Origin of the sequence: Microbacterium sp. STN6, from assembly GCF_026410545.1 — a bacterium.
In the GTDB taxonomy this organism is placed as follows: Bacteria; Actinomycetota; Actinomycetes; order Actinomycetales; family Microbacteriaceae; genus Root112D2.
On the sequence record NZ_JAPMIT010000001.1, the window covers coordinates 632,238 to 658,813 of the forward strand.

General features: G+C 69.3%; 28 protein-coding genes. 21 read left to right on the forward strand and 7 right to left on the reverse strand.

Translation table 11 applies throughout. The features are described from left to right. The first annotated feature begins 6 nt into the window (after positions 1-6). The 6 genes from OSC27_RS02835 to rbfA all read left to right on the forward strand — a co-directional run bounded on the left by OSC27_RS02835 (position 7) and on the right by rbfA (position 8,046). Positions 7-1,338 (forward strand): MFS transporter, encoded by a 1,332-nt coding sequence (locus OSC27_RS02835; RefSeq protein ID WP_267179894.1) that lies wholly within the window; start codon positions 7-9, stop codon positions 1,336-1,338. 6 nt (positions 1,339-1,344) lie between these two features. Beyond that, positions 1,345-3,108, forward strand: a complete 1,764-nt coding sequence (locus tag OSC27_RS02840; protein ID WP_267179895.1) for a proline--tRNA ligase — start codon at positions 1,345-1,347, stop codon at positions 3,106-3,108. 170 nt (positions 3,109-3,278) lie between these two features. Beyond that, on the forward strand, positions 3,279-4,283 hold the full coding sequence (nusA, locus tag OSC27_RS02845) for a transcription termination factor NusA (RefSeq protein WP_267179896.1): 1,005 nt from the start codon (positions 3,279-3,281) through the stop codon (positions 4,281-4,283). 133 nt (positions 4,284-4,416) lie between these two features. Beyond that, a complete protein-coding gene (locus tag OSC27_RS02850) occupies positions 4,417-4,680 on the forward strand; it encodes a YlxR family protein (protein WP_267180410.1) in 264 nt (87 codons plus the stop codon). 85 nt (positions 4,681-4,765) lie between these two features. Beyond that, entirely contained in the window at positions 4,766-7,507 is a 2,742-nt protein-coding gene (gene infB / locus OSC27_RS02855; RefSeq protein ID WP_267179897.1) for a translation initiation factor IF-2, read from the forward strand. A gap of 53 nt (positions 7,508-7,560) precedes the next feature. After that, a complete protein-coding gene (gene rbfA, locus OSC27_RS02860; RefSeq protein WP_267179898.1) occupies positions 7,561-8,046 on the forward strand; it encodes a 30S ribosome-binding factor RbfA in 486 nt (161 codons plus the stop codon). Between the two features lie 50 nt (positions 8,047-8,096). Here the strand turns inward: rbfA and OSC27_RS02865 are convergent, their stop codons facing one another. Further along, positions 8,097-8,990 (reverse strand): A/G-specific adenine glycosylase, encoded by an 894-nt coding sequence (locus OSC27_RS02865; protein ID WP_267179899.1) that lies wholly within the window; start codon positions 8,988-8,990, stop codon positions 8,097-8,099. 58 nt (positions 8,991-9,048) lie between these two features. Here OSC27_RS02865 and OSC27_RS02870 point away from each other — a divergent pair, with 58 nt between their 5' ends. Further along, positions 9,049-9,723 carry a uridine kinase gene (locus OSC27_RS02870; RefSeq protein ID WP_267179900.1) on the forward strand — a complete coding sequence of 225 codons (675 nt, stop codon included), beginning with the start codon at positions 9,049-9,051 and terminating at the stop codon, positions 9,721-9,723. 57 nt (positions 9,724-9,780) lie between these two features. Here OSC27_RS02870 and OSC27_RS02875 read toward each other — a convergent pair whose 3' ends face one another. Both OSC27_RS02875 and OSC27_RS02880 read right to left on the reverse strand, forming a co-directional pair. Then, positions 9,781-10,773 (reverse strand): ketopantoate reductase family protein, encoded by a 993-nt coding sequence (locus tag OSC27_RS02875; RefSeq protein ID WP_267179901.1) that lies wholly within the window; start codon positions 10,771-10,773, stop codon positions 9,781-9,783. A gap of 85 nt (positions 10,774-10,858) precedes the next feature. Further along, the gene (locus OSC27_RS02880; protein ID WP_267179902.1) at positions 10,859-12,325 is read right to left on the reverse strand and encodes an MFS transporter; all 1,467 of its coding nucleotides are present in this window, start codon (positions 12,323-12,325) and stop codon (positions 10,859-10,861) included. Positions 12,326-12,432: 107 nt separating this feature from the next. Here OSC27_RS02880 and OSC27_RS02885 point away from each other — a divergent pair, with 107 nt between their 5' ends. The 5 genes from OSC27_RS02885 to OSC27_RS02905 are packed head-to-tail and all read left to right on the forward strand — an operon-like array spanning position 12,433 to position 15,994. Further along, on the forward strand, positions 12,433-13,068 hold the full coding sequence (locus tag OSC27_RS02885; RefSeq protein WP_267179903.1) for a TetR/AcrR family transcriptional regulator: 636 nt from the start codon (positions 12,433-12,435) through the stop codon (positions 13,066-13,068). Continuing rightward, entirely contained in the window at positions 13,061-14,128 is a 1,068-nt protein-coding gene (truB, locus tag OSC27_RS02890; RefSeq protein ID WP_267179904.1) for a tRNA pseudouridine(55) synthase TruB, read from the forward strand. The genes OSC27_RS02885 and truB overlap by 8 nt, the downstream gene beginning before the upstream one ends. 49 nt (positions 14,129-14,177) lie before the next feature. Next, positions 14,178-14,546, forward strand: coding sequence for a hypothetical protein (locus OSC27_RS02895; protein ID WP_267179905.1), 369 nt, complete (start codon positions 14,178-14,180; stop codon positions 14,544-14,546). Positions 14,547-14,576: 30 nt separating this feature from the next. After that, on the forward strand, positions 14,577-15,050 hold the full coding sequence (locus OSC27_RS02900; protein WP_267179906.1) for a hypothetical protein: 474 nt from the start codon (positions 14,577-14,579) through the stop codon (positions 15,048-15,050). Next, a complete protein-coding gene (locus OSC27_RS02905) occupies positions 15,047-15,994 on the forward strand; it encodes a bifunctional riboflavin kinase/FAD synthetase (RefSeq protein WP_267179907.1) in 948 nt (315 codons plus the stop codon). The genes OSC27_RS02900 and OSC27_RS02905 overlap by 4 nt, the downstream gene beginning before the upstream one ends. On the opposite strand, the gene OSC27_RS02910 is transcribed toward OSC27_RS02905, so the two are convergent. Continuing rightward, a complete protein-coding gene (locus tag OSC27_RS02910; protein ID WP_267179908.1) occupies positions 15,985-16,662 on the reverse strand; it encodes a maleylpyruvate isomerase family mycothiol-dependent enzyme in 678 nt (225 codons plus the stop codon). The genes OSC27_RS02905 and OSC27_RS02910 overlap by 10 nt on opposite strands. A gap of 59 nt (positions 16,663-16,721) precedes the next feature. Here OSC27_RS02910 and OSC27_RS02915 point away from each other — a divergent pair, with 59 nt between their 5' ends. Then, positions 16,722-17,939 (forward strand): MFS transporter, encoded by a 1,218-nt coding sequence (locus OSC27_RS02915; protein ID WP_267179909.1) that lies wholly within the window; start codon positions 16,722-16,724, stop codon positions 17,937-17,939. A gap of 128 nt (positions 17,940-18,067) precedes the next feature. On the opposite strand, the gene OSC27_RS02920 is transcribed toward OSC27_RS02915, so the two are convergent. Continuing rightward, positions 18,068-19,009, reverse strand: coding sequence for an ROK family protein (locus OSC27_RS02920; protein ID WP_267179910.1), 942 nt, complete (start codon positions 19,007-19,009; stop codon positions 18,068-18,070). 175 nt (positions 19,010-19,184) lie between these two features. Between OSC27_RS02920 and OSC27_RS02925 the strand changes: the two genes are divergently transcribed. From OSC27_RS02925 to OSC27_RS02945, 5 genes are all read left to right on the forward strand, one after another. After that, positions 19,185-20,138: a sugar-binding transcriptional regulator gene (locus OSC27_RS02925; protein WP_267180411.1), complete on the forward strand. Its 954-nt coding sequence runs from the start codon at positions 19,185-19,187 to the stop codon at positions 20,136-20,138. Next, complete coding sequence (gene deoC, locus OSC27_RS02930) at positions 20,135-21,157, forward strand: deoxyribose-phosphate aldolase (protein ID WP_267179911.1); 1,023 nt, start codon at positions 20,135-20,137, stop codon at positions 21,155-21,157. The genes OSC27_RS02925 and deoC overlap by 4 nt, the downstream gene beginning before the upstream one ends. 62 nt (positions 21,158-21,219) lie before the next feature. After that, positions 21,220-22,755 carry an aldehyde dehydrogenase family protein gene (locus OSC27_RS02935; RefSeq protein WP_267179912.1) on the forward strand — a complete coding sequence of 512 codons (1,536 nt, stop codon included), beginning with the start codon at positions 21,220-21,222 and terminating at the stop codon, positions 22,753-22,755. Then, positions 22,752-23,612 (forward strand): aldehyde dehydrogenase family protein, encoded by an 861-nt coding sequence (locus tag OSC27_RS02940; protein WP_267179913.1) that lies wholly within the window; start codon positions 22,752-22,754, stop codon positions 23,610-23,612. Before OSC27_RS02935 ends, OSC27_RS02940 begins: the two co-directional genes overlap by 4 nt. A gap of 82 nt (positions 23,613-23,694) precedes the next feature. Then, complete coding sequence (locus tag OSC27_RS02945) at positions 23,695-24,276, forward strand: GDSL-type esterase/lipase family protein (RefSeq protein WP_267179914.1); 582 nt, start codon at positions 23,695-23,697, stop codon at positions 24,274-24,276. A 21-nt stretch (positions 24,277-24,297) separates the two neighbouring features. On the opposite strand, the gene OSC27_RS02950 is transcribed toward OSC27_RS02945, so the two are convergent. Beyond that, positions 24,298-24,822, reverse strand: coding sequence for an O-acetyl-ADP-ribose deacetylase (locus OSC27_RS02950; protein ID WP_267179915.1), 525 nt, complete (start codon positions 24,820-24,822; stop codon positions 24,298-24,300). Positions 24,823-24,824: 2 nt separating this feature from the next. After that, positions 24,825-25,106, reverse strand: a complete 282-nt coding sequence (locus OSC27_RS02955) for a metal-sensitive transcriptional regulator (protein ID WP_267179916.1) — start codon at positions 25,104-25,106, stop codon at positions 24,825-24,827. A gap of 228 nt (positions 25,107-25,334) precedes the next feature. Here OSC27_RS02955 and OSC27_RS02960 point away from each other — a divergent pair, with 228 nt between their 5' ends. From OSC27_RS02960 to OSC27_RS02970, 3 genes are all read left to right on the forward strand, one after another. Then, positions 25,335-25,760 carry an RbsD/FucU domain-containing protein gene (locus OSC27_RS02960; protein WP_267179917.1) on the forward strand — a complete coding sequence of 142 codons (426 nt, stop codon included), beginning with the start codon at positions 25,335-25,337 and terminating at the stop codon, positions 25,758-25,760. Positions 25,761-25,857: 97 nt separating this feature from the next. After that, positions 25,858-26,208, forward strand: a complete 351-nt coding sequence (locus tag OSC27_RS02965) for a DUF6804 family protein (protein ID WP_267179918.1) — start codon at positions 25,858-25,860, stop codon at positions 26,206-26,208. Positions 26,209-26,220: 12 nt separating this feature from the next. Then, positions 26,221-26,568, forward strand: coding sequence for a DUF488 domain-containing protein (locus tag OSC27_RS02970; RefSeq protein WP_267179919.1), 348 nt, complete (start codon positions 26,221-26,223; stop codon positions 26,566-26,568). Positions 26,569-26,576 lie beyond the last annotated feature (8 nt).

A 26,576-nucleotide genomic window follows, 5' to 3' on the forward strand; every position in this document is an offset into this window, starting at 1 on the left:
TTTCGCATGCCTGAAAGACACGCCGGAGCGCAGACCGCTGCCACGGGTACCGAACCCGCCCAGCGCCGCGTGCTCCTGGTGCTCTCGGCGGGGCAGATTCTCGGGGGAGTGGGCACAGGTGCCGCCGTCTCCCTCGGCTCTCTGCTCGCCGTCGCCGTCTCCGGCTCCGATTCGTTCGCCGGCCTCGCCTCGACCATGTCGACGCTCGGCGCCGCCATCTTCGCCATCCCGCTCGCCCGTCTGGCCGGCATCTCTGGGCGGCGATCGGCCCTCACGATCGGAACCGTGTCAGCGGCGGTCGGCGCGGTCGTCGTCGTGGTTGCGGCGGTGATCCACGCGTTCCCGCTCCTGCTGGCGGGGTTCGCGGTGCTCGGCGCCGGAAGCGCCGTCAACCTGCAGACCCGGTTCGCCGCGCTCGACCTCGCCGCCGCGCGCACCCGAGGCCGCGACCTCTCGCTCGTCATCTGGGCCACCACCGTCGGCGTGGTCGTCGGCCCGAACCTCGCCCCCATGGGCGACGACATCGGCTTCTCGCTCGGCCTGCCACACCTCACCGGCGCGTTCGTGCTCGCCGCCGCGTGCCAGCTGCTCGCCGGCATCTTCTACCTGATCATGCTGCGCCCGGATCCGCTCCTGTGGGCGAAGGCGCGGGCCGGGGTAGGGCTGGCGACGGAGATATCGGTAGAGTCCGCCCTCGCCGCCGCGCCAACCCCACGCGCGCGCCGCCGCTGGGTCGGGCTCGAGGTGCTGCGCACGAACCGCGTCGCGGTCGCGGCCATCGTGGCGCTCGCCCTCAGCCAGGCCATCATGGTCGCCATCATGGCGATGACGCCCGTGCACATGCGCAACGACGGCGCCGACATCGTGATCATCGGATTCACCCTGAGCCTGCACACGGCGGGCATGTTCGCGCTGTCGCCTCTCTTCGGGTGGCTCAGTGACCGGTTCGGTCGGGTGCGGGTGATCCTGCTCGGCCAGCTCCTGTTCGTCGCGTCACTCGTCACCAACTGGGTGGCCGAGAACAACATGGCGGCTGTCGGCGTCGCACTCGCGCTGCTCGGTCTCGGCTGGTCGGCCAGCACGATCGCGGCCTCCACCCTGCTCACCGATTCGCTGGCGGTCGGGCAGCGAACGAGCGTGCAGGGGTTCTCCGACACCGTCATGAACCTGTGCGGGGCGGCGGGCGGCGCGCTCGCGGGCCCCGTGCTCGCGGGCATCGGCTACGGCCCCCTGAACGCGGCGACCCTGGTGTGCGTCGTGGCGGTTCTCGCCGCCCTCGCCTTCGGCTTCTCGCGCACGGTTGCCGCCGTCGCTGAGCCTGTCGCGCCGGTAGAGTGAAGGCCTATGCCTACACGCCTGTCCAACTTCTTTCTCCGCACGCTGCGTGAAGACCCGTCCGACGCCGAGGTCACGAGCCACCGGCTGCTGGTTCGCGCCGGTTACATTCGCCGCCAGGCCCCCGGCATCTTCGCGTGGCTGCCGCTCGGGCTGCGCGTGAAGGCGAAGATCGAGACGGTCATTCGCGAAGAGATGGCGGCGGCCGGCGCGCACGAGGTGCACTTCCCGGCTCTCCTGCCGCGTGAGCCGTACGAGGTCACCGGTCGCTGGGAGGAGTACGGCGACGCCCTCTTCCGGCTGCAGGACCGCAAGGGCGCCGACATGCTGCTCGCGCCCACGCACGAGGAGGCCTTCACTCTGCTCGTCAAAGACCTGTACTCGTCGTATAAAGACCTGCCGCTCACCATCTTCCAGATTCAGGACAAGTATCGGGATGAGGCCCGCCCTCGCGCGGGGCTGCTGCGCGGCCGCGAGTTCACCATGAAAGATGCGTACTCGTTCGACTACACGGACGAGGGGCTCGACGCCTCCTACATGGCCCAGCGGGACGCGTACGAGCGCATCTTCACGCGTCTCGGCCTCGAATATGCGATCGTCAAAGCGGATGCCGGCGCCATGGGCGGCTCTCGGTCTGAGGAGTTCCTGCACCCGACCCCCGTCGGCGAAGACACGTTCGTGCGCTCGGCGGGCGGCTATGCCGCCAACGTTGAGGCCTTCACGACCCTCGCACCCGAGCCGCGCTCGTACGAGAAGCTGACCCCGGCCGAGGTGCTCGACACCCCCGGCACACCGACCATCTTCTCGCTCGTCGAGCTCGCCAACGAGAAGCACCCGAGGCCGGATGGCCGCGCCTGGAGCGCGGCGGACACCCTCAAGAACGTGGTGCTCGCCCTGCGCAACCTGGACGGCGCCCGCGAGCTCGTCGTCGTCGGCATCCCGGGGGACCGCGAGGTCGACATGAAGCGGGCCGAGGTGGCGTTCGCGCCCGCCGAGGTGGAAGCGGCGAACGACGCGGATTTCGCCGCGCATCCGAGCCTCGTCAAGGGGTACATCGGGCCGTGGGCCGCCTCGGGTGCGGTGCTCGGCGAGAAGGCGAGCAGCGGCATCCGCTATCTACTCGACCCGCGCGTCGTCGACGGAACCGGCTGGATCACCGGCGCGAATGTCGAGGGCAAGCATGTGTTCGGGCTCGTGGCGGGCCGCGACTTCGACGCCGACGGCGTGGCCGAGGTGGCGGAGGTGCGCGCCGGCGACCCGGCACCGGACGGCTCTGGGCCGGTGGAGCTCGCGCGCGGCATGGAGATCGGGCACGTGTTCCAGCTCGGCCGCAAGTACGCCGAGGCGCTCGGACTGAAGGTGCTCGACGAGAACGGCAAGCTGGTGACCGTGACGATGGGTTCGTACGGCATCGGGGTCACGCGCATCCTGGCGATCATCGCCGAGCTCAACAACGACGACAAGGGCCTCATCTGGCCGGAGACGGTCGCGCCGTTCGACGTGCACGTGGTGGCCGCCGGGCGCGAGGAGGCGGTCTTCGAGGTCGCCGAGTCGCTCGTTGCCGGCCTTGAGTCGTCGGGGTTCGACGTGCTCTTCGACGACCGACGCAAGGTGTCGCCCGGGGTCAAGTTCGGCGACGCCGAGCTGATCGGCGTGCCGCGCGTCGTCGTGGTCGGCCGCGACGCGGCGAACGGAATCGTCGAGGTCTGGAACCGCCGCACGGGCGAGCGCACGAGCGCCCCTCTTGCCGAGGTAGCCGACCGCCTGCGCTGAGCGCCGACACGGTCTCGCGCGACATCGGACGGCGCGAGCGTGATGCCACAACGGACGCATCGCGTGATGCCTGCGTGGCTAACGGATCGCGGCGCCGTCCGGTACCGTAGAGGGTTGTACCGCGGGAGGAATTCACGTTCCGCGGCGAGAAACGAATAGAGGAGGCCGGCATGGACATCGACCTCAGCGTCTTGCGTCTCATGGAGCGCGAGCGGGAGATCCCCTTCGACGAGCTCGTGCAGATCATCGAGCAGGCGATCCTGACCGCCTACCTCAAGCACACGAACCAGGAGCCGAAGCACGGCCACACGCACGAGACGCCCCCGGCGCGCGTGAACCTGGACCGCAAGACGGGCCACGTCAGCGTGTACGTGCCGGAGTACGACGAGAGCGGCGCCATCATCGGCGAGGCCGAGGACAGCCCGAGCGATTTCGGTCGCATCGCCGCGTTCGCCGCCAAGCAGGTCATCAACCAGCGACTGCGTGACATTGCGGATGACGCGGTGCTCGGTGAGTTCCGCGGTCGCGAGGGCGACATCGTCGCCGGCGTGATTCAGCAGGGGCCGAATCCGCGCATGATCCATGTGGACCTCGGAACCATTGAGGCGATCCTGCCCCCCGAGGAGCAGGTGCCCGGCGAGGAGTACTCGCACGGATCGCGCATCCGCGTCTACGTCACGAGTGTGTCGCGCGGGCTGAAGGGCCCCTCGATCACAGTGTCGCGCACGCACCCGGCGCTTGTTCGCAAGCTGTTCGCGCTGGAGGTGCCTGAAATCGCGAGCGGCGTGGTCGAGATCGTCTCCCTCGCCCGCGAGGCGGGGCATCGCACGAAGATCGCCGTGAAGGCCACCGAGCCCGGCATCAACGCGAAGGGCGCCTGCATCGGCGAGCTGGGGCAGCGCGTCCGCGCCGTCACCGCCGAGCTCAACAACGAGAAGATCGACATCGTCGACTACTCGCCCGATCTCGCGACGTTCGTCGCGAGCGCCCTCTCGCCGGCGAAGGTGACGAGCGCGTTCGTGATCGACCAGTCGCTCAAGGCGGTTCGGGCCCTCGTTCCCGACTATCAGCTTTCGCTCGCGATCGGCAAGGAGGGCCAGAACGCCCGTCTCGCCGCGAAACTGACGGGCGCGAAGATCGATATCCAGCCGGACTCCATTCTGGAGGATGGCTGAATATCGATCTTCGCGCCGAGTTCGCAACGCGAGAGCGTTGCGGGCTCGGTTGAATGAATCAGCATTCAGCCGGATTCGATTCTGGAGGATGGCTGATGTCGGCTCAGCCGTCGTGCAGGGGGAGGTGTGTAGGATGGACCCCGTTAGAACGTGCATCGGATGCCGTTCTCGCGCCCCTCGATCCTCTCTTCTGAGGGTCGTCGCCCGGGATTCACGAGTGGTTGTGGATGACACCGCCAGCTTGCCCGGTCGAGGTGCGTGGCTGCATCCGACAATCGAATGCTACAGACAAGCCACCAAGCGACGAGCCTTCGGGCGAGCGCTGCGCGTGACTGCTGCGGTTGATACGCAGCTCTTAGAGAACAGGCTGAACGGCGAAGTGATCACACATGAGTGACAACTAATGAGCGGCTCGAAATGAGACCCGTCCGTCATTAACGGTCTGCCCCTGTCTTCGGGTGCAGGCCCGGAACAGGAGAATTGTGGCTGCAAAACCACGCGTACACGAGGTTGCGAGCGAATTCGGCGTCGACAGTAAGGTCGCGCTCGCCAAGCTCAAGGAGCTCGGCGAGTTCGTCAAGGGACCGTCGTCGAGCATCGAACCCCCCGTCGCCCGCAAACTGCGTGCGGCGCTGGAGGCCGACGGCGTGAAGCCGGCGGCAGCCCAGTCAGAGGCCGCACAGGCCGCCCCGACGAAGGCCCCGGCGGCCAGAGCGAAGGCGGCTCCCACGAAGCCGTCCGCGCCGGCCCCAGCACCGGCACCCGCTGCCGACGTGCCCGAGAGCGCCGATGCCGAAGTGCAGGCTCCGATGCCGGCGGCGCCGCTGTCGGTCGCCGAGCGCCAGGCACGTGCGGAAGAGAAGGCGGCGGCTGAGAAGGCCGCGGCAGACAAGGCGGCCCAGACCGGTGAGAAGCCGGCAGCAGCGGGCGCGCCGAAGCCCGGCAGCACGCCTCCGCCGCGCCCCGGCACTCGCCCCGGAAACAACCCGTTCTCGAGCTCGCAGGGCATGGGCAAGAGCACGCCGCGTCCGGGCAACAACCCGTTCTCGAGCTCGCAGGGCATGGGCCAGCGGCCCACGCCAGGCAACATCCCCCGCCCGGCCGCGCCGCGCCCCGGCGCGCCTCGTCCCGGTGCGCCGCGCCCGGCCGGCCAGCGTGCCGGCGGCGGCGGACGGCCCGGCGGCTTCCAGCGCCCCGGGGGTGCCGGAGCAGGCGCCGGTGGCGGCTTCCGCCCGGCCGGCGGCTTCAGCGGCCCCCGCCCCGGTGGCGGCGGCCGCGGTCGTGGTGGCGGAACGGCCGGCGCGTTCGGTCGCGGCGGCGGCAAGAGCCGCGCTCGTAAGTCGAAGCGCACGAAGCGGCAGGAATTCGAGATGCGGGAGGCTCCGTCGCTTGGCGGCGTGAGCGTACCCCGCGGTAACGGCAACACGATCGTACGGCTGCGTCGCGGTGCATCCATCAGCGACTTCGCCGACAAGATCGACGCGAGCCCCGGCAATTTGGTGACCGTGCTCTTCCACCTCGGTGAGATGGCGACGGCGACCGAATCGCTCGACGAGGCCACCTTCCAGGTGCTCGGCGAGGAGCTTGGCTACAAGATCCAGATCGTGTCGCCCGAAGACGAGGACAAGGAGCTCCTCGAGGGCTTCGATATCGACCTCGAGGCAGAGCTCGACGAGGAGAGCGACGAGGACCTGCAGGCCAGGCCCCCCGTGGTCACGGTCATGGGCCACGTCGACCACGGTAAGACGCGACTGCTCGACGCCATCCGCCACGCCAACGTGGTGGCGGGCGAGGCCGGCGGCATCACGCAGCACATCGGTGCGTACCAGGTCGTCGCCGAGCACGAGAACATCGAGCGAGCGATCACCTTCATCGACACCCCTGGCCACGAGGCGTTCACCGCCATGCGTGCCCGCGGTGCGCAGGTGACCGACATCGCGATCCTCGTCGTCGCCGCCGATGACGGCATCATGCCGCAGACCATCGAGGCGCTCAACCACGCCCAGGCGGCCGGCGTGCCGATCGTCGTCGCGGTCAACAAGATCGACAAGGAAGACGCGAACCCGGCCAAGGTGCGCCAGCAGCTCACCGAGTTCGGCCTCGTCGCCGAGGAGTACGGAGGCGACGTCATGTTCGTCGACGTCTCCGCGCGCAACAACATCGGCATCAAGGAACTCCTCGACGCGGTGCTTCTGACAGCGGATGCCGGGCTCGACCTTCGGGCGAACCCGGACAAGGATGCGCGTGGCGTGGCCATCGAGGCCAAGCTCGACAAGGGCCGTGGTGCCGTGGCGACCGTGCTCATCCAGTCCGGAACGCTGCACGTCGGCGACTCGATCGTGGCGGGCACGGCCTACGGCCGCGTGCGCGCCATGATGGACGAGAACGGCGACGCGGTCGAGGCGGCCACGCCGTCGCGGCCCGTTCAGGTTCAGGGTCTGTCGAGCGTTCCCCGCGCCGGCGACACCTTCCTCGTCACCGAGGAGGACCGCACCGCCCGCCAGATCGCCGAGAAGCGTGAGGCTGCGGAGCGCAACGCCCAGCTGGCGAAGGCGCGCAAGCGCATCAGCCTCGAGGACTTCACCCGTGCTCTGGAAGAGGGCAAGGTCGAGTCGCTCAACCTCATCATCAAGGGTGACGTCTCCGGTGCCGTCGAGGCGCTCGAGGAGTCGCTGCTCAAGATCGATGTGGACGAGAGCGTGCAGCTGCGCATCATCCACCGAGGCGTCGGCGCGATCACCGAGAGCGATGTGAACCTGGCGACGATCGACAACGCGATCATCGTGGGCTTCAACGTGCGACCGGACACCAAGGCGCGCGAGAGGGCCGCCCGCGAGGGCGTCGACATCCGCTTCTACTCGGTCATCTACAACGCCATCGACGAGATCGAGAACTCGCTCACGGGCATGCTCAAGCCCGAGTACGAGGAGGTGCAGTCCGGCGTCGCCGAGATCCGCGAGATCTTCCGTTCCTCCAAGTTCGGAAACATCGCCGGCGTCGTGGTGCGCTCCGGCACCATCACGAGGAACGCCAAGGCGCGGGTCATCCGCGACGGCGTCGTGGTCGGCGACAACCTCGCCATCGAGTCGCTGCGTCGCTTCAAGGACGACGTCACCGAGGTGCGCACGGACTTCGAGGCCGGCATCGGCCTCGGCAAGTTCAACGACATCCAGGTCGGCGACGAGATCGAGACGATCGAAATGAAGGAGAAGCCGCGAGGCTGAGCCTGTGGGGCGGGGTCGGGTGCGGCGAGAGAGCTAGGGAGGGAGAGGGCGTTATGGCTGATCCGGCACGGGCGAGAAAGCTCGCCGACAGGATCAAGGTGATCATCGCCAAGCGGCTCGAGCGCGGTCTGCGCGATCCGCGCCTCGGGTTCGTGACCATCACGGACGTGCAGGTGACCGGCGACCTCCAGCATGCGAGCGTGTTCTACACGGTGTACGGCACCGACGAGGAGCGCGAGGGCTCGGCCGCGGCGCTCAAGGCGGCCACGGGTCTGCTGCGCAGTGAGGTCGGCAAGAACATCACGGCACGGCTGACGCCCACGCTCGAGTTCATCCTCGACGCGATCCCCGAGAACGCCGCGCACATCGAGGGTCTGCTGAAGCAGGCCCGCGAGCGTGACACCGAGGTCGCGGGGCTGGCGGCATCCGCTCAGTATGCGGGCGACGAAGACCCGTATGTGAAGCCGCGCGAGCTGCTCGATGCCGAGATCGACGAAGACGACCTCGATGAGCTGAAAGACGAGGACCTCGGCGACTGAGCACGCTGCCCTCGCACCCATGCCGGTCCCTGATCGGGCATAGCCGCGGCTCAGGGCAGGGAGTAGCCGCCCTCGGCCGCCACGGCCAGGCCGTCTGCCACGAGGCCCGCGAGGGCGCGCGAGCGCTGAGCGGCATCCGGCCACAGGGCCTCGATCTCGGCGGCGGTCACCGGAACGTGGGCGGCGCGCAACTCGCGCATGATGAGTCCGCGAACGTGGCGGTCGCTGCCCTCGTACGTCTTCTGCCTCGCGCGAACGGGCCCGTCATAGGCGGGGTAGCCGGCGCGTCGCCAGGCGCAGCGCTCGCGAATCGGGCACGCGTCGCACCGCGGTGCTCTCGCCGTGCAGACGATGGCGCCGAGCTCCATGGCACCCGCATTGAATGACTGGGCGTCGGACTCGTCGGCCGGAAGCAGCGCCTCCATCGCCGCCAGGTCGCGCCGCGTCGAGGGAGGGCCGGGCTCACCCTGGCCGTCCACGGCCCGGGCGATGACCCGGCGCACGTTGGTATCGACCACCGGATGCCGTCGGCCGAACGCGAACGCCGCCACGGCCCGCGCGGTGTATTCGCCGACACCGGGAAGGGCCTTCAGCGTGTCGACGTCGTGCGGCACGACACCGCCGTGCCGCTCGCTGATCGCCACGGCGCACGCATGCAGCCAGAGGGCACGACGAGGATAACCGAGGCGATCCCACGCGCGCACCGCCTCTCCCGGTGGAACGGACGCAAGATCGCCCGGCGTCGGCCAGCGCTCGAGCCACTGCTCGAGGCGCGGGATGACACGGCTCACAGGCGTCTGCTGCAGCATGAACTCGCTGACGAGGGTGCCCCACGCACTGAACCCCGGGCGGCGCCAGGGCAGGTCGCGCTTGTTCTCGGCGAACCAGTCGACGACCTCGCGAGCGAGCGGCGAGGTTGCGACCGTGCGATCGGGGTCGGACACTCGTCAAGCGTAACCGCGGCCCCGGCCGCGGCATCCGCTCGGCGACTAGTCTGAGAGCATGGAGCTCATCGCCTCGCCCCGCGTCGACTTCCTGCGCGCGCTCACCGCCGAGATCGCGCACAATTACAGCCGAGGCCGCGTGTTCGTCGCGGTCGACGGCATTCTCGGCTCCGGCACGAGCGAGTTCGCCGACGGGCTGGCAGCCACGTTCCGTGAGGCGGGTCACGACACGTTCCGTGCCTCGATCGACGACTTCCAGAACCCGCGCAGCCAGCGCGAGCGGCAGCGCGCGGATTCAGCCCGCGGCTTCTACGACGACACGTACGACTACGTCACGTTCCGCCGGGTTCTCGTCGACCCGTTCCGCATGGGCGGCAGCGCGGGCTTCCAGACTTCGGCGTTCGATGTGCGGCGGGATGCGCCCCGCGAATCGCGCTGGCTGAGCGCCGGCGGCGACGCCATCTGCATCGTGGACGGCCCTCTGCTGAACCGCAGCGAGCTGCGTGGCATCTGGAACTACTCCATCTACCTTGAGACGCCGTGGCGCGTCGCGTACGCCAGGCTCGCCGAGCACGGCGATGTCGATGCCGATCCCGAGGCGCCGTCGAACGCGCGCACCCGCCGGGGGCAGGATCTCTATCTCGCCGAGGCGTTCCCGAGGGGCGCGGCGGGCGCCATCGTCGACAACACGGACCCCGAGCATCCGACGCGCGTCTTCGCCGACAGCTGCTGACCTGCTGCTGAGCCGCTCGCGGAAAGCCGGAGGCAGGCCGCAGTATCAGGCGAGCGCCTACGGGACCCGGGCCGCGACCTCGTCGGGCGCGAGGAACGCGCTGGTGCGTTCGACCTCGTGCACGAGAGCCGTGAGCGCGGCGTTCACGGGGGCCTCTCGGCCCGCAGCACGTGCGGCGGCGACAACGGCGCCATTCAGGTAGTCGATCTCGGTCGGCTGCCCGCGGCGGATGCTCTGCAGCGTCGACCCGGGATTGGGCTTCGCGCCCATCCGCCTGCCCATCAGCCGCGGCAGCACGCGCGCGAGAGGTGCAGGAGCGAGCGTGAACGCCCGCAGCATCCCATCGCTCAGCCCCTGCAGGCTGCCGTAGCGCACGCCGGCCGCGTAGCCCGTGCGCACGGCCTCCTTCATGCTGCGCGTGATGATCGGCAGCAGCACCGGCGAGCTCAGCGTCTGCTGCGCGCTCAGGCCGGTGATGGCGGGCATGGCGTTGACCTGGTTGACGATGAGCTTCGTCCACTGGCAGCCCGTGAAGTTGCGCGTGGCCCTGGCCGGCATGACCGCCCCGAGCACGCGGGCGGCCTCCACGGCGGCGGCCGGGGGTTCGCCGTCGCCGGCGCCGATCCAGGTTCCGCCCGCGGTCGTCACCGAGACCGCCCCCGGCTCGAGAAAGCTGGCCGCGTACAGGGCGAGGGCGCCGACGCAGGGGGAGTCGGGAAGCGCGCGTGCGGCATCCGCGAGCCCGCTCAGGCCGTTCTGCACGACGACAACGGGGATGCCGCCCAGTCGCGAGCGCTGGGCTTCGAGGGCGGTGCCGGCATCCTGCGCCTTGGTGCATGCAAAGACGAGGTCGAGGCCGGCGGGAAGGGTCTCGGCGGCCTCGAGGCGGGCCGTGTGGTCGCCCCAGGCGCCCGAGAGCCGTAGGCCTGCGGTGCGGATTGCCTCGAGGTGCGCTCCGCGAGCCGTGACGGCGACCTCGTGCCCCGCCCGCTCGAGCAGGGCCGCGATGGTTCCGCCGATCGCGCCCGCGCCGATGACTCCGATCCGCATCTCACCAGCCTACGGGGCGCGGGAGGCCGGCCAGCCGCGCCCCGGCTCGGTGCCGGTGGCGCAGGGTGGCCGGCCTCAACGAGCGTCAGACCGCGGCCGTGACGGCCTCGTCGACATCGAGGGAAGCCGCTGACTGCTCGTCGGCCAATGCCGCCGCGGCAGCCCGCTCCGCCCGGCGCGACGGCAGCGCCAGCGCGATCACGGCCGCGAGGGCCAGCGCGCCGGCGCCCACGAGCACGGCGGGGATCGCGGCATCCACGTACCCGGTCGGCGTGATGGTGCCGCCAGCACCCGTGAACACGGCGGTCAGTGCCGCGATACCGAGCGCCACGCCGATCTCCCGCAGGGTCGAGTTGCTTCCCGACGCCTTGGCATGGTCGGCGTACGCCATATTCGCGAGCACGGCCGTCGAACTCGGTGCGAACACGAGCCCCATGCCGATGCCGGCCATGAGGAACGGCACCACGATGACGCTGTACTCGACCGTCGCCGAGAGGGAGAGGGCGAGCCACACCATCGCGACCGTGAGCAGCACGAGCCCGACCACGATGGGCAGCCGGGTGCCGATGCGGCGCGAGAATAGCCCCGTCAGCGGCGCGACCACCATGGGCGCGAGGGTCCACGGCATGGTCATCACACCGGCCTCGAGCGGGCTGTGCCCTTGAACGACCTGCAGGAACTGGATGAGAATGAACACGATCCCGAAGACGCCGAAGCTGAACGTGATGCCGACGAGGTTCGCCACCGTGAAGCTGCGGTCGCGGAACAGCCGCATGGGCAGCAGAGGGGCGGATGCGCGCAGCTCCCAGAGCACGAAAGCCACCAGCAGCGCGGTGCCTCCGACGAGTGCAGAGAGGATCTCGGCGCTGTCCCACCCGGCGTCGTTGCCGCGCACGATGCCGTAGACGAGGGCGAGCACGCCGAGGCCGGCGAGCAGGAGGCCGACGATGTCGGCACGTACTCGCGCACCGAACCCGTTGGGCAGCGCGAGGAGCACGAGCGGTACCGAGATGATGCCGACGGGAACGTTGAGCCAGAAAATGGCCTGCCAGTTGAATCCCTCGACGACGGCGCCGCCGATGAGCGGCCCGAGAGCGACCCCGAGCCCGGAGATTCCTCCCCAGATGCCGATCGCGGCAGCGCGCATCCGCTGGGGAACCGAGCCGACGAGCAGCGTGAGCGAGAGCGGCATGAGGGCGGCGGCACCAACGCCCTGCAGGGCGCGGGCACCGATCAAGATCCAGGGCGCCGTGCTGAGTGCGCTGAGTATGCTTGCGCCCGTGAACAGGGCAATGCCGACGAGGAAGACGGTGCGCCGCCCGAAGCGGTCGCCGAGGGCGACGGCCATGAGCATGAAGGCCGAGAAGCTGATGGCGTAGGCGTTGACCACCCACTGCAGCTCCTCGATGCCCGCGCCCAGGTCGCGGTTGATCACGGGCAGGGCGCTGGTGACCACCAGGTTGTCAAGCGTGGCCATGAACATGGGCACGGATGCCGCCAGGATCGCGACCCAGACGGGAACGCGGCGGGCGACAGGGGAGAGGAGTGACACGGTTGCTCCAAGTCGATTGACGTGAACGGAGGAACGATGCGAATGCATTGTTGTAATCAAATGATTACAAGCGATGACATTAGTAATCAGTTGATAACATGTCAAGTATGAAAGAGACATCGGCCGAGCGCATTCCGGCCGCCGAGCGCCGCGAGCAGATTCTCGCCGCGGCGAGCCAGGTCTTCGGCGAGCGGGGCTACGTCGGGGCGACGACCGACCTCGTGGCGAAGCAGGCCGGGATCAGCCAGCCCTATGTCGTGCGCATGTTCGGCAGCAAGGAGAATCTGTTTCTCGAGGTGCTCAGTCGCGCGCTCGACACGCTCACCCGCGCGTTTCGTGCGGCGATCGCTGCGAGCCACGCGGCTGGAGAAGACACCGAGGCACGCGGCTCGCGCATCGGCCTGGCGTACGCCGACCTCATCAGCGACCGCGGAATTCTGCTTTCGCTCATGCAGGGCTTTCTGCTCGGTCACGACCCGGTGATCGGCGAGCGGGCACGCGAGGGTTTTCTCGAGATCTACGACATCATGCGCAACGAGGCGGGCCTCGAGGCAGACCACGTGGTGACGTTCCTGTCGCACGGCATGCTCTTCAATACGCTCGTCGCTCTGCGCATGCCGGAAGCGTACGGCGTCGACGCGATGGCAACCGAGCTCGTCGACTGCACGTTCCGAACCAAGCTCGACACCGTGCTGCACATCTTCGAGAACGAGAACGCGAAGGGGTCGGCGGCGCGTGGTTGAGCGCCGGCCGGGGCCCACCGGCATCCTTCTCATCGACAAGCCGCAGGGTCTCACGAGTCACGACGTCGTCGCGCACACACGCAAAGCGGCGGGCACCCGCAAGGTCGGCCACGCGGGCACGCTCGACCCCATGGCCACGGGCCTGCTCATTCTCGGCCTCGGCAGCGCGACCCGCCTGCTGACCTACGTGGTCGGCGTCGACAAGGAGTACCTCGCGACCATCCGGCTCGGCATCTCGACCAGCACGGATGACGCGGAGGGCACGCCGGTCGCCAGCGCACCCGCGGGGGCGACCCGGGGCATCGGTGAGGCCGAGGTCCGAGCGGGGATCGCCGCGCTCACGGGCGAGATCGACCAGGTGCCGAGCACCGTCAGCGCCATCAAGGTGGGCGGGAAGCGGGCGTACGCGCTCGCCCGGGCGGGCGAGCAGGTCGAGCTGAAGGCCCGGCGCGTCACCGTCTCGGCGTTCGAGGTGCTCGGCATGCGACGGGCGATCGCCGAGGCGGGGGCTGACGCAGAGGCTGATGCGGGGGATGGCGCAGAGGCTGGCGCAGAGGCTGATGCGGGGGATGGCGCAGAGGCTGACGCGGGTATGGATGACGGCGGTGCCGAAACGGGGCGCGACCCGGGCGCCGCCGGCGCGGCCTCGGGGCCCGCGGTGATCGACGTCGACGTGCGCGTCGAATGCTCCTCCGGCACCTACGTTCGCGCTCTCGCCCGCGACCTGGGCGCCGCCCTCGGCGTCGGCGGGCACCTCACGGCGCTGCGGCGCACGCGCGTCGGCCCCTTCCACGTGAGCGATGCCGCGTTGCTGGCCGACCTCGACGTGGATTCCCGGCTGCGCACGCCCGCGGATGCGGCATCCGCTCTTTTCGATGTCTTCCGGCTCAGCCCCCAGCAGGCCGTGGACCTCGGGCACGGCAAGCGCATTCGCTCCGGCGATGAGCGCACGAGCACGGCGCCGGTAGCGGCGATCGCCGACGGACGGCTCGTGGGTCTCGTAGACTTCCGCGGGGGAGAGGGTCGCTCACTGGTGAACTTTCCCACAGACGAGCAGTAGCGGGCACGCCCCGCAGAGGGAGAGCCAGAGCAGTGACGGAGCACGCACGGTGATCGAGTGGTTCACGACAGTGCAGATCGCCATCGCCTGCGCCGCCGGGATTGTCTGTCTCGTGCTCGGGCTGATCGGCCGGCTGCCGGGGGATGTGAGCATGGGGGCGACCGCCCTTGTGGCCCTGCTGCTCATCGCGCAGCTCGTGGTCACCATCGTCTCGCCGATCGTCGGTAACGACCCCACCGGCTCGCTCGCCGAGTTCTACATCTACCTCATCTCGGCGGTGATACTGCCCTTCGCGGGCGGCTTCTGGGCGCTCATCGAGAGGAATCGGTGGAGCACCGTGATCCTCGGCGTCGTCTGCCTCGCGATCGCCGTGATGCTGTATCGCATGCACGCCATCTGGTTCGTGCAGTCGGTGTGACCGCGCCGCTCCTGAGATAATCGAGACGACATGGCACAGAATTCGCAGAGCACCAGTGGGCCCGACGCCGCAACGCCGGGCTCGGGCAGACGCGTCTCCGGGGTCGGCAGGCTGCTCATCGTGGTCTACGGCATCCTCGCGCTCGCCGCGACCGGGCGCAGCGTCTTCCAGATCATCGATCGGTTCGGCGAGGCGCCCGTGGCGTTCACGCTCTCGGCCCTCGCCGCGCTCGTCTACATCGTGGCGACGATCGCGCTCGTGGCGCCCGGTCGCCTCTGGTACCGCGTGGCGTGGTCGACTATCAGCTTCGAGCTGGCCGGCGTTCTCGTGGTCGGCACGCTCAGCCTCGTCGCCCCGCACGTACTCTCGATGACTGATTCCGACCCGTTCGGCCGGCAGTCCACCGTGTGGTCGGTCTACGGCATGGGCTACCTCTTCATTCCGTTGGTGCTGCCGGTTCTCGGCATGACCTGGCTCGCGAAGCGACGGGCGGTCACCCGATGAGGGTCTTCGAGTCTCTCGCCGACGTGCCGGCGGGCGTGGGCCCGAGCGCGGTCACGATCGGCAAGTTCGACGGAGTGCACGCGGGGCATCGTGCCGTCATCGGCAAGCTCGTCGAGGTGGCGCGTGCCGAGGGCCTTGAGGCGGCCGTCGTCACGTTCGACCGCAACCCGCTGCAGCTGCTCGCGCCCGAGAAGTCCCCGCCCGACCTGGTGGCGCTCGACCAGAAGCTCGAGCTGCTCGCCGGAACCGGCATCGACCTGGCACTCGTGGTCGCGTTCGACCGCGCGTTCGCCTCGCAGACGCCCGAGGAGTTCGTGAGACGGATGCTCGTGGACGCCCTCGGCGCCCGGGTCGTGCTCGTCGGCTCAGACTTCCGCTTCGGCTCGCGCGGCGCGGGCACCGTCGACACGCTGCGACAGCTCGGAGACGAGCTCGGGTTCCGCGTTCAGCTCATCGACGACGTGCGCCCGGAGGAGGGCCGTCGCGTCTCGTCGACGTGGATCAGGGAACTGCTCGCCGCCGGCGAGGTCGCGCATGCCGCCCGGCTGCTCGGCCACGTTCCTGGCGTGCGCGGCATGGTGGTGCACGGGGCCAAGCGTGGGCGCGAGCTCGGTTTCCCGACCGCGAACCTCTCACCTGAGTCCGAGGGGCTTATCCCAGCCGACGGCGTCTATGCGGGCTGGCTGACGGATGATGGCCGCCGGTACCCGGCCGCCATCTCGGTCGGCAACAACCCGACGTTCGAGGGCGTGCCGCAGCGGCAGGTCGAGGCGTACGTGCTCGATGAGGATCTCGACCTGTACGACCACCGCGTCAAGGTGAGCTTCGCCGCCCGCATTCGCGGCATGGTCGCGTTCGAGGGCGTCGAGCCGCTCATCGCGCAGATGACCGCCGACGTTCAGCGCGCGCGGGAGCTGCTCGGGATGGCGGGTGCTCAGGGTTGAGTCTCGCCTGAGACGGCCTTCGGCAGCGCCGCGCGGCCGAACAGGAACAGCACGATCGCCTCGGCCGTTCCGTCGATCTGGGGCCCGCGACCGAGTTGCCAGCCGGCGTCCGTGGCGTTCAGGGTGCGGCGGCGTATCACCTGCCGCACGCCGGCGGGCAGCAGCAGGCTGCGGCGCAGGGCCACGGCGCCCGTGACGGTGCCGTCGACGCCGAGGTCGATGCCGAGCGGCGACGCCATGTCGAAGCCGTGCACGACGACCTCGGTGAGCTCGGTGATGCCGCGCCGCCCTTCTCCGCTGCGGCGGGCCACGGCGATTGCGCGAATGCGGTTCACGATGGAGGCGTAGTCGGCCTCTGCCTGCTTCAGGCTCAGCTCGTCCATGGCGCGCATGGGGTTCAGGTGCTTTCGTGGCCACAGGCTGAAGCCGTCGCGCAGCATGTCGCCCGTCGAGGCGCCGACGCGCCACACGATGTGGCCGGCCACGTCTCGAACGCGCCAGCCCTCGCACAGGCTCGGCGACTCCCACTGTTCGGGCGACAGGCGCTCGAGCATGGTGGCGATCGCCTCCAGGGTGTCGCCCATGGCCGTGTCCCAGTGCGCGCTGACCCCGGTCTCGTCGACCCTGGGGCGAAGGCTGAGCGGCAGGTGCTTCGCATAGTCCGACATGCAGCCGAGTCTACGTCGCACGGCCGGGGGCGGCCCGCGGTCAGCGATAGGCTGAGCGGATGCCCCCGAGCCCGTCCCTTCCACTCTGGAAGGGGCGCACCCTGGCTCTGGCCGGCATCCTTCTCGTCGCCGCCAACCTGCGCACGGCGGTGGCGGCGCTCTCGCCCATCATCGACCACGTTCGTGCGGATATCCCGCTGAGCGCGCTCGTGCTCGGGGTGCTCGGCATGCTGCCGCCCGTGTGCTTCGCCGTATTCGGCATCATCACGCCGCTGTTCACCCGGCGCATGAGTCTCGAGCTCATGGTGCTGCTGTCGCTCGGCGCGATCGTGGTCGGCACGGTGCTGCGCGCGGCATCCGATTCTCTGGCCCTGCTGCTGATCGGCTCGGCGCTCGCGTTCGCGGGCATGGGCGTCGGCAACGTGTTGCTGCCGCCGCTCGTAAAGCGGTATTTCGGCGACCGCATCGGGCTGTTGACGGGCACATACGCCACCATTCTCGCGGTGAGCACCCTGCTGCCGCCGCTCGTCGCGGTGCCCGTCGCCGACGGTGCAGGCTGGCGGGTGTCGATCGGCATGTGGGCGGCGCTGGCGATTGTCGCGACGCTGCCGTGGATCGGCGTGCTGGCGACGCGCCGGCCGGTCGCGGCTGACTCCGGCGTGGTCGAGGAGGCGGAGCCGCGCGTGCTCTCGCTCGTGTGGCGCTCGCCCGTGGCTTGGTCAACGGCCGTGGTCTTCGCCGTGTCGTCGCTCAACGCGTACGCGATGTTCGCCTGGCTGCCCGAGATTCTGCAGGACCGGGCGGGGGTCAGCCCGGCGGCGGCGGGGGCGCTGCTGTCGCTGTATGCGGCGGCGGGGATTCCCACCGGCATTCTGGTGCCCATGCTCGCCTTGCGCTTACGCAACGTCGGCATTCTCGTCTACACGGGCGTCGGGTTCTTCATTCTGGGCTATCTCGGCCTCATCTTCTGGCCATCGACGGGCACCATCGTCTGGGCGCTCTCGGCGGGGCTCGGGCCCATGCTGTTCCCGCTGTGCCTCGTGCTCATCAACCTGCGCACGCGCACGCACGCCGGCTCGGTCGCGCTCAGCGGGTTCGCCCAGGGGGTCGGCTACACGCTCGGCGCACTCGGGCCGCTCGCGGTCGCGGTGCTGCACCAGCTGACCGGCGGATGGACGGTGCCCCTCATCGTGCTCATCGGTACGGCGCTGGCTGCGGCGCTCGCGGGGAGCGTCATCGCCCGGCCGCACCTGCTCGAGGACGACTTTCGCCGCTGACGGCACGCGCTGCCGCTGCCATCGTGAAGCGGGTCGGGCCAAATGCAGGGTCACCTGCGGCGAAACCCTCAATTCGGCCCGCCTCGACGAGAGTGGCGCGCGAGGAGCGGGACGTAGCGACTGGCGCCTCAGGGAACGAGCTCGGCGCGGTGCACGAGTGCGCCGGCGCCGACGAGTGGCCCCGCGCCCGAGAGGCCCGACGGCACGATGCGCACCTTGCGCACGAACGCGAAGTGGTGCTGCGCGACGCTCTGCCTGATCACGTCGAAGAGGTCGGGAGTGGACTGGGAGAACCCGCCGCCGATCGCAACAAGCTCGAGGTCGAGCAACGCGGTGGCGCTCGCGATGGCCTGGCCGACCGCGGTGCCCGTGCGCACGATGGCCCGGCGAGCGATCTCATCGCCCGCGGCATACGCGGCCGCGAGATCCTCGCCTGTGGCGCCCGTGAAACCCTGCGCGCGCGCCCACGCAACGGTGTGCGGCCCCGACGCGACCGCTTCAAGCGAGGAGACGCTGCCAAACGTGTCCTCACCGGTCACGCCGGCAACCTCGACGTGGCCGATGTGCCCCGCGTTGCCCGTGGGGCCCGTGACGACGCGGCCGCCGACGATGAGGCCGGCGCCGATGCCGGTGGAGATGACCATGCCCATGAGGTTGTCGATGCCCTGCCCCGCCCCCACCCAGTGCTCGGCGAGCGTGATGGCGACGCCGTCCATCTCGAGGCTGACGGGAACGCCCGGTGCCGCCTCATGCACGACGGAGGCGACGAAGTCCCGAAGCGGGTAGCCGCGCCACGCGGGCACGTTGAGGGGGGAGACGAGGCCACGAGCGCGCTCGATCGGCCCCGCGCATCCGACCCCTGCGCCGATGAGCGAGTGGTCGCGGCCGAGCGCGGCCAGCGCCTGGCGCACGACCGCGCCGACCGAGGTTTCGAGCTGCTCGCTGGTCGCGGCTCGGCCGGTCGGCTGGCGGGAACGGCTGGCGGCAATGAGCGCCCCGTCGGAATCGACGAGCGCGGCCTCGACCTTGGTGCCGCCGAAATCGACGGCGAGGGCAACCACTTTATTCACAGACTTAAGAATAGGGGGCGCCGGATGCCGCGCCGCCGACAATCGGCGCAGCTCGTCTGCCGGCCGCGCGCGCTGCAGTGCGCATTTGAGCGCGCTGTGCGCAAACTGTCGTATTCGCAGGGGCTGATTCTTATGCTGGATACGAGGCTGGCGGAAGGAGTCGACAACCGTGGCGATGAGTGACGCAGACGAGATTCTCGCCGTCAAGGCCGCCGAGCTGTACTACGAGGCGGGCAAGACGCAAGACGAGATCGGCGTCGCGCTGAGCATCAGCCGATGGAAGGTCGGCAGGCTGCTCGTGCAGGCACGGGAGCAGGGCTTCGTGCGCATCGAGATCGTGCACCCGAGTGCCCGCCGTTTCTCGCTCGAGCGTGAGCTCTGCGCACGCTACGGGCTCGTCGACGCCGTCGTCGTTCCGGTTCTCGACTCCGATGTGCAGGCGCGCGTGGCGCAGGCCGCCGCCGAGTATCTCACCACGCTGCGTCCCGTGCCGCGCACGCTGGGCGTCAGCTGGGGTCGCACGCTCGAGGCCGTCGCCGCCCGGCTGCGACCGGGGTGGGCCGTCGGCGTCAATCCCGTGCAGATCAACGGCAGCGTCTCGAGCACGCGCCGTGCCACCGCCGCTGCCGACACCGCCGTCATCATCGCGCGCAAGGCCCAGGGCACGGCCACGCTGCTGCCGAGCCCCGCCATCTTCGAGCAGGCCGCCACGCGCCGCGCCATCGAGGCGGACCGAGCGGTGCAGAGCGTGCTCGCTCTGGCGCGCGCGGCATCCGTCTATCTGTTCAGCGCCGGCGTCGTCGACGCGAGCTCGGTGCACGTCGACAGCGGCTACCTCACCGAGGCCGACGTGGCCTCCCTCGCCGAGCGCGGCGCGGTGGGCGACGTGGTCGGCCGGTTCATCACGGCAGACGGCAGCGTGGCCGACGACGAGCTCAACGCCCGCACGCTCGGCATCACCCTCGACGAGTTGCGGGGCGCACGAACGAGCATCGCGGTCATCGCGGGCGAGTCCAAGCACGCCGTGTGCAGGGCCGTGGTCTCGAGCGGGCTCTGCACGACCCTGATCACCGACGAGGCGAGCGCCCATCACCTGCTCGACTCGCTCGCCACAGAAGGAGCGAAGTGACCATCAATACCCAGGATCACGGCCGCGCGATCGCGCCCGCGGCCAGGGCTCTCGACGTGCTCGGCGGCGAGACCACCGAGGCGGGCCTGCGCCGCTATCTCGAAGGCATCCCCGGCGTCGACGCGGTCGGCCTCGAGCAGCGGGCGGCGGCGCTCGCCACCCGCTCGATCAAGACCACGTCGAAAGCCCGCGCGCTCGACACGATCATCTCGCTCATCGACCTGACCACCCTCGAGGGCGCGGACACGCCGGGCAAGGTGCGCTCGCTCGTCGCGAAGGCCGTCACCCCCGACGCCGCCGACCCCACCACACCGCGCGTCGCCGCGGTGTGCGTCTACGGCGACATGGTGCCCGCCGCGCTGCAGGCGCTCGGTTCTGCACACGCGGGTGCCGCCGGCAACGGCATTGCCGTCGCCGCGGTCGCCACGGCTTTCCCGAGCGGCCGCGCATCCCTGCCTGTGAAGCTCGCAGACACGGCAGACGCTGTCGCCGCGGGCGCAGACGAGATCGACATGGTCATCGACCGGGGCGCCTTCCTGGCGGGCCGATACGGGCAGGTGTTCGACCAGATCGTCGCCGTGAAGGAAGCATGCCGCAGGCCCGACGGCACATACGCGCACCTCAAGGTGATCCTTGAGACCGGCGAGCTGAACACGTACGACAATGTGCGGCGTGCGTCGTGGCTGGCGATCCTCGCGGGCGGCGACTTCATCAAGACGTCGACCGGCAAGGTGTCGCCTGCAGCAACCCTCCCCGTGACGCTGTCGATGCTCGAGGTCGTGCGCGACTGGCATCGGCTGACGGGAGAGAAGATCGGCGTGAAGCCGGCCGGCGGCATCCGCAGCTCGAAAGACGCCATTCGCTACCTCGTGACGGTGGCCGAGACGGTGGGCGAGCAATGGTTGCGGCCCGAGCTGTTCCGCTTCGGCGCCTCGAGCCTGCTCAACGACGTGCTGCTGCAGCGGCAGAAGACCCTGACCGGGCACTACTCCGGCCCCGACTACGTCACCATCGACTAGCTATCCCGCGCATTGAGGAGGCCGCCCGCGGCCGTCTCGAAATGCGCTGAAAGAAGAACAACATGAGCTTCCTGGAATACGCGCCCGCTCCCGAGTCGAAGGCGATCCTGAACCTGAAGAGCGAGTACGGGCTCTTCATCGACGGCGAATTCGTCGACGGCCGCGGCGAGGCCTTCGCGACCATCTCGCCCGCCGACGAGCAGAGAATCGCCACTATTTCGACGGCCGACGCCGCCGATGTCGACGACGCCGTCGCCGCCGCCCGCCGTGCCTACGAGAACGTGTGGTCACGCATGAGCGGTCGCGACCGTGGCAAGTACCTCTACCGCATCGCCCGCCTCGTGCAGGAGCGAAGCCGCGAGCTCGCCGTCGCCGAGAGCCTCGACAACGGCAAGCCCATCAAGGAGAGCCGCGACGTGGACGTTCCCCTGGTCGCCGCCTGGTTCTTCTACTACGCCGGATGGGCGGACAAGCTCGACCACGCCGGCCTCGGCCCCGCCCCCCGATCACTCGGCGTGGCCGGCCAGGTGATCCCGTGGAACTTCCCGCTGCTCATGCTCTCGTGGAAGATTGCGCCGGCGCTCGCCGCGGGCAACACGGTGGTGCTGAAGCCGGCCGAGACGACGTCGTTGACCGCGCTGCTGTTCGCCGAGATCGTGCAGCAGGCCGATCTTCCTGCCGGCGTCGTGAACATCGTGACGGGTGCAGGGGAGACGGGTCGCACGCTCGTCGAGCACCCGGGCATCGACAAGGTGGCGTTCACCGGGTCGACCGCCGTCGGCCGCCAGATCGCGCGCTCCGTCGCGGGTACGCACAAGAAGCTGACGCTCGAGCTCGGTGGCAAGGCCGCCAACATCGTCTTCGATGACGCGCCCATCGACCAGGCGATCGAGGGCATCGTGAACGGCATCTTCTTCAACCAGGGCCACGTGTGCTGCGCCGGCAGCCGGCTGCTGGTGCAGGAGTCGATCCACGATGAGGTCATCGAGCGGCTGAAGAGCCGGCTCTCCACCCTGCGTCTGGGCGACCCGCTCGACAAGAACACCGACATCGGGGCGATCAACTCGGCCGAGCAGCTGCAGCGCATCCGCGAATTGACGGCGGTGGGTGAAGCCGAGGGCGCCGAGCGCTGGAGCGCCGACTGCGTGATTCCCGAGAACGGCTTCTGGTTCGCACCGACGATCTTCACGAACGTCTCGACCAGCCACCGCATCGCCCGCGACGAGATCTTCGGCCCGGTGCTCTCGGTGCTCACGTTCCGCACACCGGCCGAGGCGATCGCCAAGGCGAACAACACGCCATACGGCCTCTCGGCAGGCATCTGGAGCGACAAGGGCAGCCGCATCCTCGCGGTGGCCGACAAGCTGCGGGCGGGTGTCATCTGGGCGAACACGTTCAACCGATTCGACCCGGCGAGCCCGTTCGGCGGCTACAAGGAGTCGGGCTACGGCCGCGAGGGTGGTCGCCACGGCCTGGCGGCATACCTCGCCCCCGCCGCTTCCTCTGCCCCTCGCGCAGAGGCGGCCCCGTCCGCCGGTCGAGTAGCGGCAAAGCCCCCGCGATCGTCGCGCCGCTCCACGAAGGGAACCGACAAGTGACTCACCTCGCCGTCCCCAAGACGTACAAGCTGTTCATCGGCGGAAAGTTCCCGCGCAGCGAGTCCGGGCGCACCGTCGAGGTGCGCACGGCATCCGGCGACTTCATCGCGAACGCCGCAAAGGCCTCGCGAAAGGATGCGCGCGACGCGGTCGTCGCCGCCCGCGCCGCACTGTCGGGGTGGGCCGGTGCGACCGCGTACAACCGCGGCCAGGTTCTCTACCGCATCGCCGAGCTGCTCGACGGGCGGCGCGGCCAGTTCATCGACGAGATCGTGCAGCTCGAGGGCGTGAGCGCACGGGATGCGGCGGCGCAGGTGGATGAGGCCGTGGATCGCTGGGTCTGGTACGCGGGATGGACCGACAAGTTCGCCCAGGTCGCGGGCAATGCGAACCCGGTGGCGGGCCCTTATTTCAACCTCTCGGTGCCCGAGCCGACCGGCGTCGTCGCGGTCGTCGTGCCGCAGGAGACGTCGCTGCTCGGCTTCGTGAGCGCGGTGGCGCCGCCGCTCGTCTCGGGCAACACCGTCGTTGCGGTGGCGAGCGAGAGGTTCCCGCTGCCGGCGATCAGCCTCGCCGAGGTGCTGGCGACGAGCGACGTGCCGGGCGGCGTCGTCAACGTGCTCACCGGCTCGCCCGCCGAGCTCGCGCCGTGGCTCGCTGCCCACGCCGACGTGAACGCACTCGACCTCGTTGGCGCAGGCGACACCGACTGGGTCGACCTGCAGATCGCGGCCGCGGAGACGCTCAAGCGCGTGCTGCCGCCCGAGCAGGGTGACGATGCCGCGGCGCCATCCCTCGATCGCATCCTCGCGTTCACCGAAACCAAGACCGTCTGGCATACCAAGTCGTTGCTCTGAGGTAGCCCTGAGGCCGCCATGGGGGTGGCGCCCGCGCCCGTCAGGCATGAAGATGGAGGCGGGGAGTTCGACGGGAGCAACAGTGTCCGGCAGTAACATCACGGCATTCATCGGCGACAGCCTGACCGAGGGCGGCCGCTGGCAGGAGTGGCTGCCCGACGAGACGGTCGCAAACCACGGTGTGGGCGGCGACACGACCGACGACCTCCTCGAGCGCCTTCCCGAGATCATCGCCGAGCAGCCGACGACGGTGGTGCTGCTCATCGGCACCAACGATCTCGCGTGGCGGCACTCTGTCGAGCACATCGTGCGCAACATCGAGACGGTGCTCGTCACGCTGCGCCGCGAGCTTCCCGACGCCCAGATCCTGGTGCAGTCGGTCATGCCGCGCGAGGCCGAATGGGCCGAGAGCATCCGCGACATCAATCGGCACCTGTGGCAGTTCGCGCCGACCGTTCGCGCGCAGTACCTCGACCTGTGGCCGGCCCTCGCGCTCGACGACGGAACGCTGCACCCCGAGTACAGCGACGACAGCCTGCACCTCAATGACGCCGGGTACCGAGTGTGGCTCTCCGAGCTGCAGCCCGCGCTCGAGGTGCTGCGCGGCCTGCCGCCGACGAGCCGGGCGATCCTGCTGCCCAAAGGCCTCGCCAGCCGCTCGTAGGGTCCACCGGCTGTCAGCCGGTCACGCGGATGCTGCTGCCGCCTCGAAGGCGCGGAGTGCGGCATCCGAGAACAGCACGAACCGCACGAGCCCGATCGGCGAACCCGCGGCCGCCTGGGCGCGGGTGGTCTCGATGGCGATGCGGGCGGCATCGTCGAGCGGCCACCGGTAGATGCCGGCCGAGATCGCCGGGAACGCCACGCTCGTCGCGCCGAGCTCGGCGGCCACCCGCAGCGACTCGCTGTAGGCCGACGCCAGCAGGGCACTGCGATCCTCACGCACGCTGTACACGGGCCCGACGGTGTGGATCACCCAGTTCGCCGCCAAGCGGCCCGCGCCTGTCGCGACGGCCTGGCCGGTCGGCAATCCATCCGGCAGGCTCGACTGCCGCAGCTCCCGGCATTCGGCAAGGATGCTCGGCCCACCCGCGCGGTGGATCGCCCCGTCGACCCCGCCGCCGCCGAGCAGGCTCGAGTTCGCGGCGTTCACAATGGCGTCGACAGTCTCATCGGTGATGTCGCCGCGCACGATTTCCAGCCGCGCCATGCTCATGCCTGCCGGTTGTTCGACAGCTCGAACACCTTCAGCAGCTCGGCGATCGCCGCCTCGCGGTCGTCGCCGCCGGCCTCGAACATGTCGGTGACGTGGGTACGCAGGTGATTCTCGACGATCAGCTTGTTGAGTGAGCCGAGCGACTTCTGGATCGCCAGCGACTGGGTGACGATGTCGACGCAGTACTCCTCGCCGTCGATCATCTTCTCGAGCCCGCGCAGCTGGCCTGCGAGAATGCGGGTTCGGTGGAGTGCCCGCTTCTTGATGTCCTCGATCATCCACTCAGGCTAGCCCGCCACGCCGCCTGATTCGCGCTGGGTAAGGGTCTTAGGCGGCGCCCGACCTCGACATGGCGTGCAAATAGCATTGCGCCAGCGCGACTCAACACAAATCGCCCGGCGAGCCGGGATAATCACCCCCTTATGGGGGGTGCGTTCACCTAAACAGACGGGTCTATGCTTATCGGAGGGGTTGAGTTTTGTTCGTTTTACAGGAAAGGCCCGACTTTGCTGAAGAACCTTAGCCCGCTGCTGTCCGGTGCGCTCTTGAGTGCGCTGGATTCCATGAATGAAGGCGACCTGCTTACCCTGGTCGGCAGTGGCTACCCGGAAGAAGAGATTGTTTCACCTACCATTCACCTCGGAGAAGTGACGACGGAGGCCGCGGCTGACGCGATCCTCAGTGTCATGCCTCTCAACGAGAACGACCCGTCGCCGATTGCATTCTTCGACTGCAGCGGCGCCTTCGACGACCTGCCCGATGTGGCGTTCGCGGTCAACGGCATCGCTTCGGATGCCGAATTGCGTCGTGTCAGCATGACGCAGCTCGACCGCGAGCCCTTCATCGCGCTCGCCCGGCAGTCGGTGGTAACGGTTCGCGTTGGCTCGGATGCACCACCCTGTGCATTCGTGCTGAGAAAGGGTGCCTGCTAGTCAAAGGTGCCCTGCCAGAAGTGACGAGGCCGGTGTTCGCTTTCGAGCGGGCATCGGCCTTCGCCGTGGCGTCGACACACCCTAGACTCGTGTCACGATGAGCAGCAACCGATACGGCCAGTCCGACTTCAGCCGCGCGGCGCTCGCCCCCGGCCTCCTCGGGGCCATCGTGCTCCTTGCCGGGCTCGCCGCGATCGGGGGCGACTGGTTCACGTTCGTGCGCTATGCCGCGAGCATTCTTGCCCTGATCCTCTGCGTGTTCGCCGGCCAGGCCCGCGCATGGTGGTGGTACATCGGCCTCATCCCCATCGCGATCGTGTGGAACCCCGTCTGGCCCATTGATCTCGACGGCAATCTGTGGCGCATCCTGAACCTTGTCGGGGCGATCGTGTTCGTCGCCGCTGGTTTCATTCTCAAAGTGCCGCTCGCCGACAAGCAGAAGCGGTGAGAGAGTTGAGGCATGGGCGTGAAGATCAAGCGTGTCTACGAGCAGGCTGACGCGGCCGACGGGTATCGCGTGCTCGTCGACCGGCTCTGGCCGCGAGGCCTGAAGAAGGAGAACGCCGCGGTCGACGTGTGGCTGAAAGAGGTGGGGCCGAGCAACGAGCTTCGAGGCTGGTTCGCTCATAAGCCCGAGCGGTTCGCCGAGTTCGCCGAGCGTTACGCGAGCGAACTCGACGGCAACGCCGCCGTCGAGGAGTTGCGCCGGCTCGTCGCCGAGCAGAAGGTTGTCACGCTCGTCTATTCCGCTCACGACGAGCAGCACAACCAGGCCGTCGTTCTGCGGGATTACCTCGATCGACACTGAGACGTAGC

Coding starts and splice junctions, on each gene's coding strand:
- OSC27_RS02835 (WP_267179894.1), top strand. CDS start 7: ATGCCTGAAAGACACGCCGGAGCGCAGACCGCTGCCACGGGTACCGAA.
- OSC27_RS02840 (WP_267179895.1), top strand. CDS start 1,345: ATGCCTACACGCCTGTCCAACTTCTTTCTCCGCACGCTGCGTGAAGAC.
- nusA (WP_267179896.1), top strand. CDS start 3,279: ATGGACATCGACCTCAGCGTCTTGCGTCTCATGGAGCGCGAGCGGGAG.
- OSC27_RS02850 (WP_267180410.1), top strand. CDS start 4,417: ATGGACCCCGTTAGAACGTGCATCGGATGCCGTTCTCGCGCCCCTCGA.
- rbfA (WP_267179898.1), top strand. CDS start 7,561: ATGGCTGATCCGGCACGGGCGAGAAAGCTCGCCGACAGGATCAAGGTG.
- OSC27_RS02870 (WP_267179900.1), top strand. CDS start 9,049: ATGGAGCTCATCGCCTCGCCCCGCGTCGACTTCCTGCGCGCGCTCACC.
- OSC27_RS02875 (WP_267179901.1), bottom strand. CDS start 10,773: ATGCGGATCGGAGTCATCGGCGCGGGCGCGATCGGCGGAACCATCGCG.
- OSC27_RS02885 (WP_267179903.1), top strand. CDS start 12,433: ATGAAAGAGACATCGGCCGAGCGCATTCCGGCCGCCGAGCGCCGCGAG.
- OSC27_RS02900 (WP_267179906.1), top strand. CDS start 14,577: ATGGCACAGAATTCGCAGAGCACCAGTGGGCCCGACGCCGCAACGCCG.
- OSC27_RS02905 (WP_267179907.1), top strand. CDS start 15,047: ATGAGGGTCTTCGAGTCTCTCGCCGACGTGCCGGCGGGCGTGGGCCCG.
- OSC27_RS02910 (WP_267179908.1), bottom strand. CDS start 16,662: ATGTCGGACTATGCGAAGCACCTGCCGCTCAGCCTTCGCCCCAGGGTC.
- OSC27_RS02915 (WP_267179909.1), top strand. CDS start 16,722: ATGCCCCCGAGCCCGTCCCTTCCACTCTGGAAGGGGCGCACCCTGGCT.
- OSC27_RS02925 (WP_267180411.1), top strand. CDS start 19,185: ATGAGTGACGCAGACGAGATTCTCGCCGTCAAGGCCGCCGAGCTGTAC.
- OSC27_RS02935 (WP_267179912.1), top strand. CDS start 21,220: ATGAGCTTCCTGGAATACGCGCCCGCTCCCGAGTCGAAGGCGATCCTG.
- OSC27_RS02950 (WP_267179915.1), bottom strand. CDS start 24,822: ATGGCGCGGCTGGAAATCGTGCGCGGCGACATCACCGATGAGACTGTC.
- OSC27_RS02955 (WP_267179916.1), bottom strand. CDS start 25,106: ATGATCGAGGACATCAAGAAGCGGGCACTCCACCGAACCCGCATTCTC.
- OSC27_RS02965 (WP_267179918.1), top strand. CDS start 25,858: ATGAGCAGCAACCGATACGGCCAGTCCGACTTCAGCCGCGCGGCGCTC.
- OSC27_RS02970 (WP_267179919.1), top strand. CDS start 26,221: ATGGGCGTGAAGATCAAGCGTGTCTACGAGCAGGCTGACGCGGCCGAC.